This window comes from Streptomyces dryopteridis, from assembly GCF_049606955.1.
In the GTDB taxonomy this organism is placed as follows: Bacteria; Actinomycetota; Actinomycetes; order Streptomycetales; family Streptomycetaceae; genus Streptomyces.
This window is the reverse complement of sequence record NZ_CP187114.1, coordinates 424,004-435,765: the sequence shown is the minus strand read 5'-3', so window position 1 is coordinate 435,765 and position 11,762 is coordinate 424,004. Positions and strand designations below refer to the sequence as shown.

The window sequence follows — 11,762 nt, the reverse complement described above, 5'->3', positions numbered from 1 at the left end:
GGAGGGAACCGATCATGGCCGAACCACCGGAGACGAGCGACGGGCCGGCGCCGGCGCGCGCACCGGGCGGGGGACTCGCCGAGGCACTGGCGGACGTCGACCCCGGCCGGACGCTCGCCGAGGTCATGGCCTCGGTCATGGAGCGGTACGCGGACCGGCCGGCCCTCGGTGAACGCGCCGTGGACCCGGCCACGGGCGCGCTGCTCCCGCGCTTCGACACCATCGACTACCGGGAACTGTGGCGGCGGGTCCGTGCGGTCGCGGCCCGCTGGCACCACGACCCGACGCACCGGCTGGACGCGGGCGAGCGCGTGTGCACCCTCGGCTTCACCGGCATCGACCACGCCACCCTGGACCTGGCGTGCATGCACCTCGGCGTGGTGCCGGTGCCCCTGCCCACCGGCGGCTCCCCGTCGGCCCTGCGACCGATCATCGCGGAGGCCGAGCCACGCGTCCTCGCCGCGAGCGTCGAACGCCTGGACACCGCCGTCGAAGCCGTCCTCGACGCGCCCTCCGTCCGCCACCTGATCGTGCTGGACCACGACCGCGACCACGACCGGTGGCCCGGCGCCCGTCCCGACCCCGTGGCCTTCGCCCGTCGCCGACTGGCCGAGGCCGGCGCCCCCGTGGTCGTGGAGACCCTCGCCGAGGTGATCGACCGGGGAGCCGCCCACCCGCCCGCACCCCTCTTCGCCCCCGCCCCGGACGAGGACCCGCCGGCCCTGCTCATCTACACCTCCGGCAGCACCGGGGCCCCCAAGGGCGCGGTGCACACCCACCGGATGGTCGGCACCGCGTGGTACGGATTCAGCTACGGCGGGGCGGACGAGAGCCCCGTCAGCGTCCTCTACCTCCCGCAGAGCCACCTGGCGGGCCGCTACGCCCTGATGGGATCCCTGGTCCGGGGCGGGGTCGGCCACTGCACCGCCCGCGCCGACCTGTCGACCCTGCTGGAGGACATCGCGCTGGTCCGCCCCACGGAGCTGACGATGGTCCCCCGCGTCTGCGACATGCTCTTCCAGTGGTATCGCGGCGAACTGGCCCGCCGGGCCGCCCACCCCGGCGACGCGACGGACGCGATCCGCGAGGAACTGCGGGAGAGCCTGCTGGGCGGGCGCGTCACGAAGGCGTTCGTGGGCTCCGCGCCGCTCTCCGCCGAACTGGCGGCCTTCATGGAGTCCTGCCTCGGCTTCCCCCTGCACACCGGCTACGGCTCCACCGAGGCCGGCGGCGTGCTCCTGGACGAGGTCGTGCAGCGCCCGCCCGTGCGCGACTACAAGCTCGTGGACGTCCCCGAACTGGGCTACCACGGCACCGACCTGCCGTTCCCCCGCGGTGAACTCCTGCTGAAATCGGACACCCTCTTCCCCGGCTACCACAAGCGCCCCGAACTCACCGCCTCCGTCTTCGACGCGGACGGCTACTACCGGACCGGGGACGTGTTCGCCGAGATCGGCCCCGACCGCCTGCGCCACGTGGACCGCGTGAAGGACACCGTGAAACTCTCCCAGGGGGAGTTCGTGGCCGTGTCGAGCCTGGAGTGCGTCCTCCAGGGCGACCCCCTCATCCGGCAGGCATACGTGTACGCCAACAGCGAGCGCGCCCACCTCCTGGCCGTGCTGGTGCCCGCCGAGGACGCGGTGGCCCGCTGCGGAGGTGACCCGGAGGCCCTCGACCCGCTGATCCGGGGAGCGCTGCGGCGCACCGCCCGCGAGGCCGGACTCGCCCCGTACGAGATCCCCCGCGACTTCCTGATCGAGACCGAACCCTTCAGCCCCGAGAACGGCCTGCTCACCGACAGCCACAAACCCCTGCGCCCCAGACTCCGGGAACGCTACGGCGACGCCCTGGAGAGGCTCTACGAGGAACTCGCCGAGCGACGGGACCGGCGGCTGCTCGACCTGCGGTCGGCCGGCCCGGACCGGCCGGTGGCGGAGACCGTCGGCCGGGCCGCCCAGGCCCTGCTGGGCGGCCCGGACAGCGCGGTGGACGCCGGTACGCGCTTCACCGACCTCGGCGGGGACTCCCTGTCCGCCCTCTCCTTCTCCCGGCTGCTGGAGGAGATCTTCCACGTCGCCGTCCCGGTCCCGGTGATCATCGCCCCGGACGGCGACCTGGCCGCGGTGGCACGGCACATCGAGTCCGCGCGCGACACCGGGCGACGGCGCGCCACGTTCGCCTCCGTCCACGGAGAGCCCACGGGCGAGATCCGCGCCGGCGACCTCGCGCTCGACGCGTTCCTCGACCCGAGGACACTCGCCGCCGCCCCGACCACGCCCCGGGCCCACACCCCCGCGCGGACCGTGCTGCTCACCGGGGCCACCGGCTACCTCGGCCGATTCCTGTGCCTGCAATGGCTGGAGCGCCTCGCCGCCGACGGCGGCAGGCTCATCTGCCTCGTCCGCGCGGCGGACGCCGACACCGCGCGGAAACGGCTGGACGCCGCCTTCGACAGCGGCGACGACGAACTCCCGCACCGCTACCGCGCGGCGGCCGAGGGAACGCTGGAGGTCCTCGCCGGGGACATCGACGCACCACGACTGGGCCTGACCGAGGACACCTGGGACCGGCTGGCCGGCACCGTCGACACGATCGTCCACGCGGCCGCGCTCGTGAACCACGTGCTCCCCTACGACCAGCTGTTCGGGCCGAACGTCGCCGGCACCGCCGAAATGATCCGGTTGGCGCTCACCACCCGGAGGAAACCGGTCACCTACGTCTCCACCGTCGCCGTCGGATCCGGCGCCGGGCCCGGCGTCCTCGACGAGGACGCCGACATCCGGGACACCATCCCGGCGCGGCCCCTCGACGCGGGCCACGCCGGCGGATACGCGACCGGCAAATGGGCCGGCGAGGTCCTGCTCCGCGAGGCACACGACTCCTTCGACCTGCCGGTGGCCGTCTTCCGGTCCGACCTCGTCCTCGCGCACCGCCGCTATCGCGGCCAGCTCAACACCTCCGACCTCCTCACCCGACTCCTCCTCGGAATCCTCACCACGGGCATCGCCCCGCGTTCCTTCCACCGCCCCGGCCCCCGGCCCCATCACGAGGGCCTGCCCGTCGACTTCACCGCCGAGGCGATCACCACCCTGGGCGCCGGCATCACCGAGGGCCACCACACCTTCCACGTGGTGAACCCGCACGACGACGGGATCTCGCTGGACACCTTCGTGGACTGGCTCGTCGACGCGGGCCACCCGATCCGACGCGTCGAGGACCACGCCACCTGGCTCACCCGCTTCACGGCCGCGCTCCGCGCCCTGCCGGAGGCACGCCGCCGACACTCCCCGCTGCCCCTGCTGCCCGCCCTCGCCCACCCCCTGCCGGCCATCGCCGGGTCGGGCGTCCCCGCCGAGCGGTTCCGCGCCGCCGTCCGAGCCGCCCGGGTGGGCCCCGACCACGACATCCCCCACCTGTCGGCCGACCTCGTGCGCAAATACGTCACCGACCTGCGCCGACTGGGGCTCCTCGACGAACCCCGATCCGTCCCCGCCACCGGCTGACCGACCCGACGCCCCCACACCCCGCCCAGGGAGACACCATGCCGTTCGCCCTCCTCTACCCCGGACAAGGGACCCAGTTCCGGGGGATGGGCGCAGACCTCTTCGATCTGTACCCCGCGCTCACCGAGTTCGCCCGCGAACTCCTGGGCTACGACCTCGCCGCCGTGTGCCGCGACAACCCGGACGACATGCTGGCCCGTACCGAGTGCACCCAGCCCGCGCTCTTCGTCGTCAACGCCCTGCACACCTTCGAACGGGAACGCCGCGAGGAACGCCGCCCCGACTACTGCCTCGGGCACAGCCTGGGGGAGTACAACGCCCTGCTGGCCGCCGGGGTCTTCGACTTCCGCACCGGCCTGCGCCTGGTCAAGAAGCGCGGCGAACTCATGGCACGGGCCCCCGCCGGAGGCATGACCGCCGTCATGGGCCTGTCCGAACACCAACTCCTGGACATCCTGGAGGAGGACTGGATCGAGGGCGTCGACCCGGCGGCCTTCAACACCGACGTCCAGACCGTGATCGCCGGCCCGGACGGGGCGCTGCGCCTCGCCCACCAAGCACTCTCCCGCAGGGGCGTGCGCTTCGTCTCCCTCCGGGTCGGCGGGGCCTTCCACTCGCGGTACATGGAAGGGGCACGCGGGGAATTCGAGGAGTACCTGCGAGGGTTCGCCTTCCACGAACCCCACACCCCGGTCATCGCCAACACCACCGGGAGGCCCCACACCGGAGCGGATCTCGTGCGGGCCCTCGGGGAACAACTGGTCCGGCCGGTGAGGTGGGCCGACAGCATCCGTCATCTGCTGGGCCTGGACTCGCCCTTGGAGTGCGAGGAGGTGGGCGGCCGGTCCCTCCTCGGGATGGTCAAACAGCTCACCGCCCCCGGGCCCCGTTCGTCCGTCGCCGCCTGATCACCGTCCGAGAGCTCGGCGGCGATCCGCTCCCGCATCCGCCGGCGTTCCTCACCGGTGAGGCCGGCCACCAGCACCTCCCGGACCGTCTCGCACACGAAGTGCACCCGGCCCGGGTCGTGCTGGTCCCCTCGCAGCAGACCTTCCCGCAGCAGCCGGTCCAGCACCGTGTCCACCGGCTCGTCCGCCGCCAGCCGGCGCAGCAGACCGAGGTCCATCTGCGTGCCGAGCAACGCGCACAGCCGGACGAGCGCCCGCTGCCGTTCCGGCATCCGGGCCAGCAGCGGGCGCAGGCTCTCGGACAGTCCCGCACGGGAACGTAAACAGTGGGCGCCCGCCGGACCCCGATCCGACTCGGCCGAGCAGGCCCCCCACAGCAGGGCCCGCTCCGCGAAGTAGCACCGGTGCGAGGACCGACGCGGCCCTGGCACCCCCGGGGCGGTCCCGGTCCGCTCCGGCACCGGATCGACGACCGCGCGATCCGGCTCGCTCAGCCTGAGCACGCCCGTCCTGGGGCCGCTGAGGATCTCGGGCAGTACCCGGCGCAGCCCCTCGTCGCCGAGGACCTTCCAGTCCCAGGCGCTGACCACGAGCCCGATCCGCCCGCCGTACCGGCGTCGGGCGAGCATGTCGAGCAGCTCCAGCGAGGCCGGGTCCGCCCAGTGCAGGTCGTCCACGCAGATCACCATCGGCTTTCGCGCGGCCAGGGTCCGCAACAGCTCGCACACGCCGTCGTGCACGAGGAACGGGGTCGGTCCCCGGTCCTCCGGGCATCCCGGCCCGATCCCGGTCGCCAACGCGCCCAGCACGGCGTCGAACGGCGGCGCGGCCGCGTCCCGGAGCGCGTCGGAGCGGGTGGTCGACAGACGCCGGAGCACCTGGGTCCACAGCCAGTAAGGGGGGACGTCCTCGCCGGGGATCGCCTGCACGGTCACGATCTCCACGTTCCGGTGCTCCACCGCCATCAGCGCGGCGAACTCCGTCAGCAGGTGCGTCTTGCCGACCCCGACGGGCCCGACCACGCACGTCACGTGTTCCCGACCGTCGAGTACACCCCGGGCCTCGTTCACCAGCCGCCGCAGCTCGGGCCGCACGCCGACGAGTGGGGCCGGCGGCCCCGGAACGCCGAACTCGGCGCCACCAGCGGCCCGATCAGGACCGTCCCCGTCATCGCCCCCGTCACCGTCCCCACCGCCGTCCGGCGGGACGCCGCGCGGCCCCTTCCCCAGCGGTGTCCGGGTCGGTCCGGGGCCGATCTCCTGGCGCAGGATCGCCAAGTGGACGCGCCGGAGCTCGGCGCCGGTCCCCACCCCCAGCTCCTCGCTCAGGTACGCGCGGGTCCGGGAGTACACCGCGAGCGAATCGGCCTGCCGACCCATCCGGAACAACGCGGTCATCAGCCGTCCCGCCAGCCGTTCGCGCATCGGATGCCGGCGCACCTCGCCGTCCAACTCGACGACCACCTGCTCGGCCTCCCCCAACTCCAGGCAGGCGTCGGCCCAGTTCTCCAGCGCGGTGAGCCGGAGCTGTTCCAAGCGGACGGACTCCTGGGCGAGCCGGGCGCAGGAGTCGAACTCCAGGTACGGGGACCCCTGCCACAGGGCCAGCGCCTCGGCGAGGCACGCACGGGCGGTGCGCGCGTCGCCCTCCCGCAGCGCGGACTGCCCCGCGTGAACCCGACGTTCGAACCGGTGCACGTCGACCTGGGACGGCGGGAACAGCAGCACGTACCCGGGCGCCCGGTGGCGCAGGGCGTGGTCCGGGCCGCCGCCGGCCGGCCGCCGGGGCAGTGCGGCGCGCAGGTGGGAGACGTGGCTCTGCAAGGCGGCGAGGGGATTCTTCGGCGGTTTGTCCCCCCACAGCTCCTCGATGAGGACATCGGCGGGAACCACCTGATGGGACGCGGCGACCAGCAGGGCGAGCAACAGCCTTCTGATCGGCGGTCCCACCGCCACCTCCGGCCCGCCCCCGCACACCGACATCCGACCCAGGACGTGCAGCACGAGCGGGTGCGGATCCGGCGATCGCGGGGGCGGCGTCGGACGGGGTGCCAGGGATGCGGGCATCGTGGTGCTCTTTTCCGAGTGCGGTCGGACGGTCGGTGGTGTCGCTCAGCGCCCGGACGGCATGTCGGTCCCGCCCGGTGCGGTCACGAGGCGGCGCCCGAACCCGAGGCATGGGACACCCCGGGCGGGACCGCCGGCCGGGGCGCGCCGCGCCACCGCGCGTACCCCGACGGGCTCGTCGGCGGGCTCGTCGGCGGGGCTCACACGGGGGCGCGGTGCCCGATCAGCCCCGGTGCGTCGAGGGTCTCCGCGCGGCCCCGAACGCGGCGCCGGACCGTCTTCCGGGGACCGCCGACACGACCGTGTGCACCTGCCCGGGCACCGACCGCACAGCGGCGTTCTCGCGCATCACAGCACCTTCCCCGAAAATCACGGTTGAGTAGGACATGTGTCACGCTAGGTGACGATATCGGCTGTTGGCAGGGGCGAAACCAGCCACCTCGCCGGCACCGGCACACTAGGCCGGAAATCACCCTTGCCCTCTCCGTGACCTCCCCGCCTCACCAGGTCGAACACCACGCCACCCGGGCGCCCCGGTATCGACGGAGGAGGCGCCCGAGGCCGGAAACCACAAGGTACGGGCGCGGGGACCGGCCTTCGTGCACCGACCGGGCGGAGCCCGGCCCCGGATCCTCGCGGGCACACGGCCGGCCCCGAGCGGATCCCGGGCCGCCGAGACGCCACCTGGTTTCGGTCACCGACCGGAGCCCGGCGCGGCGCCCGTCTCCCGCGTGCCCACACCCGGTGACGCCCGGCGGACGAGGTGTCGTGGCGCGAGGCTCGTCCAGAGCGCGGCCGGATAGTCGACCCGCCCGAGCGGTGGCCCCGGGGCCGTGTGCGTCGGGCACCAGGCCCGTTCGAGGAGGGGCAGGGTCGGCAGGAGCCGGTCGCACAGGCGTCGGCGCGCGGAGGCCATGGCCTGGAGCCGAGCCCGGTCGAGAAGCCCGTGGGCGACCAGGGCCGTGCCGTGTCGGAGGGCCTCGTTGATCCCGTGGAGGGCGGCGAGGGCCGCCAGGACGTCCAGGGTGGAGGTGCTGCCCGCGAAACGCAGTTCGGCGCGGACGCTGTCGGCCATCAGGCGCGCGGTGTGGGCCGTCCCCAGGTCCGGGAACCGTTCGTGTTCCTGTCCGGGCGGGAGCGCCGGCATGGCGAGGACGGACGCGGTCCACCGCCGGGCGAGGTCGGGCCACCAGTCGACGTGGTCGGGAGCGAGGACCGCCGGTCGGTCGGTCGGGTCGGGGTCGCCCGAGGTGGGGGCCGCGTGGTGCAGGGTGTGGCCCAGTTCGTGGAGGATGAGCTGGTTGTCACCGCCGGACTGGGTGAAGCCCCGGGCCATTCCGTGGTAGGCGGAGAGTCGGTTGACGGTGAGGGCTCCGGCGAATCCGCAGCGGGCCCGGCATTCGGTGAGGAGGCGGTCGACGAGGGCGACCGATCCGGCCTTGAGGGCGGCGGAGGTCTGCCCCGCGCTTCCCCACGCGGTGAATCCCGGAGCGGCGGCCGGGAGGCCCGGGTCCGTGGTCGCGTCGACTTCTCGGAGGGCCGCGCCGGTTCGGGCGACGCAGGTGAGGGCGAAGGCGTCCGCCCAGGCCGAGGTGATCGACTCGGCCTGCGACCGCTGGTGGAGGACCGGTTCACCGGGGGAGTGGGGGCCGTTGGACGGGCGGTGTCGGGAGTGGACGGTCGTGGCGTGGACGGCGGCCCGGGCCATCGCGGCCATCGCCGCGGGGAGGGCCGTCCACAGGATCCGGGGAGCGAAGAGGCTCCGCCGCAGGCGGGCGTGGGGGGTCGGCAGCGGATCGTGGAAATCGCCGGCGGCGTCGATGCGCGCACCGTCGTTCAGCCAGTGCGCCGCGGGCAGGCTCAGGTGGTCGAACCGGACCAGGGAGAAGCCGAGTTCGATGTCGGAGAGCTCCGCCGGATCGGACATGCGGACGCCGGGACGGACTCCGGACTCGTCCACCAGGTCCACGAGGAACGGGAACACACCGCGGTCGCGGCCGCCGACGATGGTCCTGGCGTGGACGACGCCGATCGTCCGATGACCCGATGCCGTGACGTTGGCGAATTTCGCGGCCCCGTCGTCGGGGGTGTGGAGGACGAAGCCCCCGCCGGTCGGATCGTGGGTGGCCGTGGTGCGCAGGGCGAGGTGGCTGCCGGCCTGCCCGATCTCGGTCAGGAGCAAGGCGCCGTGCGCCGTGCCGTCGCGCAGGGCCGCGCGGTGTTCGGCGAGCGCGTCGGGTTCGGCCAGGGTCAGCAGGGACTGCAGGGCCATGCCGTAGTGGGCGAGGACGGCGATGCACAGGGACGGGTCGCGTACCGCCGTGACCTCCACCAACGCGGTCAGCAGCGGGGTGTCCGCCAAGACCGTGCGACCGTCGGGAAGGGCCCGGACCAGCCGGCGCAGCCGCCGGTAGAGGAGGGTGTCGGGGTCGTCGACCGCGGCGTCCCGGGGGTCCGGCCGGTAGGCCGCGGCCATGGCCCGCCGTACGCGGCCGGCCGGGTCCGTCGGTCGGGGACTCTCGACGAACTCCCTCAGCTCCCTCGTGACCGGTTCGTCCGAGGGTCGGTCGGTCGGGGGCCGGCTCATGCGGAGCGGTCCGTTCGGGGCTCCCAGGGGTGTTCCGGGTCGCGGACCGGTGTGACGGCCCGTGCGGGCAGGTCGGTGAGACAACGGTGGGCGGCGCGGGCCGCGCCTCCGCGACCTCCGGTGTCGAAGATCACCGCGGGTCCGGCGCCGACCGCGCTGCGCAGGGTGTCGGGCAATCTGACCGGGTGCACCAGACAGCGGGCGAGCGCCGCCGCGAGGTCCTCGTCCGAGGTGTAGACACGCCGGGCCACCGCGGAGTGGACCGGTATCCGGCAGGGGCGGAAGGGCGTTTCGGCGATCGCGCGCGCGAACGCGTCCGCGTGGGGGGCCAGGGCGGGGTGATGGGAGAGGAAGGGCAGGGGGAGGCGGGTCCAGCGCAGTCCCGCGCTCGTCGCCGCCCTCTCGACCTCCGTGACATCGGGTGCGGAGCCGCAGACGACGGTTTCGCGCGGGCTGTTCTCGCAGGCTATGACCACATCGGGTCTGCCGGTCCGGGCCAGCAGGGCGGTGACCTCGCTCCACGAGGCGCACAGGACGGTGTTCACCCCGGCCGGGGAGTCGCGGAAGGCTCCCGTGGCCCGACACACGACGCGGGTGCCGTCGGCGACGGTCAGGGCCCGGGCCGCCGTCAGCGCGGCGATCTCGCCGAAGCTCACGGCGATCAGGCCCGCGGGCGGCCCCGCGGTACGGATCAGGGCACGGTGGACGGCCACGGCGGTCGCGTACATGAGGAGTTGGGGGAGTCCGGCGGGGCCCGAGGCCAGCTGTTCGAAGTCCGCCGTTCGCCACCGGTGGGGGTCGCTCCCGCCGTGGTCCAGTCCCTCGGCCCGGGCCACGTGCAGCACCTCCTCGAAGGTCTCCTCCAGAGCGTCCCGGAGCACGGTGGAGCGGGTCGCCGCGAGGTGCACGGAGTCCAGGCCGGGGTCCCCCTGGCCGGGGAACAGGTGAAAGACGGTGGCGGGTTCGTCGTCCATGGGAGGGGAACTCCAAACGGATCGGGGACGGTCGTGGTGGGGCGGTGGTTCGGCGGCGTGGCCCGGGCTTCGCGTCCGCGTGCGCGCGGTGGCCGCTCGGCGGTGGACGGCACGTGGTGTTGTGCGTCCGTTCACACCCGACGCTCGAACAACATTCGCCACTGCCATCACTCAAGACGCAATGCGCAACACCCGCCACAGGTGTACGCCATCCGAGGTGCGCGGGGCGGGCGTTACTCCCCGGGTGCCTGCGACGTGGCGCGTCCCTCGTCGCGGATCGCGGCGGTCAGGCGGCCGATGTCCCGCGCCGCGCGCGGGGATCGCACCGTGTCGTTGAGGGTCGCGGCCGTGTGCAGTGCGGTGCTCGCGGCGGGGTGGTCGCCTTCGCCGCGGTGCACGTGGGCGCGTTCGATGTGGGTGAAGAGCGTCGTGCGGACCTGCTCGGCCGGGCACAGGCGGGCGGACTCGTCCAGCGCCCGGTGGGCCGCCTCGGTGTGGCCCAGGAGGCGCAGGGCGGTGGCGCGTTGGAAGTGCAGGATGTGGGGGCCGCTGGGGCTGTAGGGGTCGGGTGGGGCGGACGGGGCGGTGGTGTCGTCGGCGGCGAGGTGTTCGACCGCCCGGTCGAGTTCGGCCAGGGCGCGCGGGTCGCGGCGGCCGGCGAGCACGATGGCGGTCTGCGCGGCCACGTGGGCACGGATCGCGGGGGGTGCGCCGGCCGCGGCCTCCTCGGCGTTCCGGGCGTGGGCCCAGGCGTCGGCGAGTCGGGCGCGGGTGACGGCGAGTTGGCTGAGGTGGTGGAGTGCGGTGGCCCGGGCGGTGTGGTCGTGCGCCTGACCCGCGAGCTGTTCGGCGCAGTTCAGGGTCTGTTCGCAGGCGGCGAAGGCGCACTGGTCGAGCTGGCCGCGCGCGAGCACGGTCAGGGCCCGGGCCAGGTGCGTGAGCTCGCGGGGGTCGGCGGGGCCGGCCGGGGTGAGCAGTCCGTCGAGGTAGGCGCTGAGCAGGGGGAGGGTGCCGGCGCCGCCGAAGACCTCCAGATGGGCGATGAAGAAGCCCTCGGCCCGGGCCCGGACGGGTCCGGGCGAGGTCGGGCCGGCGGTCGGCCCGGTCGGACCGGTGCTGGGGAGCGCGTGCGCCGCCGCGGGGCGGCTTCTCCGGTTGAGGATGTCCTGGATCGCCCGCCTGACGTCGGGTGGGTCGGGCGTCTCGGCGGACGGGCGGCGGGTGGGGGTGAGGCCGAGGTCGAGCGGGGTGAGGACGCGGCCGAGCGCGTGCGAGGCCAGTTCGCACAGGATCTCGGGCACGGGATCGTGGGGGTGGGCGCCGCGGAGCCAGTGGGCGACCGAGCTGCGGTCGAAACGGGTGTGGTGTCCGAGCTGACGGGTGCGTTCGTTGACCCGCGTGGCCAACGCCGCGTAGGTCCAGCCCATTTCACGGATCACGCCACGAAGCGAGGCGTTCGGTAACCGCATGGCGTGCTGTCTCCCCTTCGGGCGGAAGGCCGCGGGCCCGCGTGCGCGGGACCCGGCCGTGCGCACGGAGCCGCCGTTCCGGAGGTCCTCGGCTCCCGACCCACATGTTCACCGAAGGGGTGGGGAACCGCGCAGGCGTGTCGTTTCTGCCCGCGTGCCGCGGTTCCCCGGCAGGGCTCATCGGGGGCGGGCGATCGCCTCCTCGTTCAGCCCGATGTCCCGCAGGACGCGCGCGGTGCCGCCGGTGGCGGTGCA

The 11,762-nt window shown here is 74.1% G+C and carries 6 protein-coding genes; 2 read left to right on the top strand and 4 right to left on the bottom strand.

Annotation, left to right across the window (positions count from 1 at the left end; all coding sequences use genetic code 11):
- The first annotated feature begins 14 nt into the window (after positions 1 to 14).
- Positions 15 to 3,503: a carboxylic acid reductase gene (car, locus tag ACN20G_RS28490; RefSeq protein ID WP_424216087.1), complete on the top strand. Its 3,489-nt coding sequence runs from the start codon at positions 15 to 17 to the stop codon at positions 3,501 to 3,503.
- 38 nt (positions 3,504 to 3,541) lie between these two features.
- Positions 3,542 to 4,411 (top strand): ACP S-malonyltransferase, encoded by an 870-nt coding sequence (gene fabD / locus ACN20G_RS28485; protein ID WP_424216086.1) that lies wholly within the window; start codon positions 3,542 to 3,544, stop codon positions 4,409 to 4,411.
- Here the strand turns inward: fabD and ACN20G_RS28480 are convergent.
- The 4 genes from ACN20G_RS28480 to ACN20G_RS28465 all read right to left on the bottom strand — a co-directional run bounded on the left by ACN20G_RS28480 (position 4,297) and on the right by ACN20G_RS28465 (position 11,507).
- A complete protein-coding gene (locus tag ACN20G_RS28480; protein WP_424216085.1) occupies positions 4,297 to 6,477 on the bottom strand; it encodes a BTAD domain-containing putative transcriptional regulator in 2,181 nt (726 codons plus the stop codon). The two genes, fabD and ACN20G_RS28480, sit on opposite strands and share 115 nt — an antisense overlap.
- 694 nt (positions 6,478 to 7,171) lie before the next feature.
- A complete protein-coding gene (locus tag ACN20G_RS28475) occupies positions 7,172 to 9,064 on the bottom strand; it encodes a hypothetical protein (protein WP_424216084.1) in 1,893 nt (630 codons plus the stop codon).
- The gene (locus tag ACN20G_RS28470) at positions 9,061 to 10,038 is read right to left on the bottom strand and encodes an acyltransferase domain-containing protein (protein ID WP_424216083.1); all 978 of its coding nucleotides are present in this window, start codon (positions 10,036 to 10,038) and stop codon (positions 9,061 to 9,063) included. Before ACN20G_RS28470 ends, ACN20G_RS28475 begins: the two co-directional genes overlap by 4 nt.
- Before the next feature lie 233 nt (positions 10,039 to 10,271).
- Positions 10,272 to 11,507 carry a hypothetical protein gene (locus tag ACN20G_RS28465; RefSeq protein ID WP_424216082.1) on the bottom strand — a complete coding sequence of 412 codons (1,236 nt, stop codon included), beginning with the start codon at positions 11,505 to 11,507 and terminating at the stop codon, positions 10,272 to 10,274.
- Between the last annotated feature and the right edge of the window lie 255 nt (positions 11,508 to 11,762).

Excerpts from the sequence above, each read along its gene's own strand:
- car (WP_424216087.1), top strand. The coding sequence starts at position 15 with ATGGCCGAACCACCGGAGACGAGCGACGGGCCGGCGCCGGCGCGCGCA.
- ACN20G_RS28475 (WP_424216084.1), bottom strand. The coding sequence starts at position 9,064 with ATGAGCCGGCCCCCGACCGACCGACCCTCGGACGAACCGGTCACGAGG.
- ACN20G_RS28470 (WP_424216083.1), bottom strand. The coding sequence starts at position 10,038 with ATGGACGACGAACCCGCCACCGTCTTTCACCTGTTCCCCGGCCAGGGG.
- ACN20G_RS28465 (WP_424216082.1), bottom strand. The coding sequence starts at position 11,507 with ATGCGGTTACCGAACGCCTCGCTTCGTGGCGTGATCCGTGAAATGGGC.
- fabD (WP_424216086.1), top strand. The coding sequence starts at position 3,542 with ATGCCGTTCGCCCTCCTCTACCCCGGACAAGGGACCCAGTTCCGGGGG.
- ACN20G_RS28480 (WP_424216085.1), bottom strand. The coding sequence starts at position 6,477 with ATGCCCGCATCCCTGGCACCCCGTCCGACGCCGCCCCCGCGATCGCCG.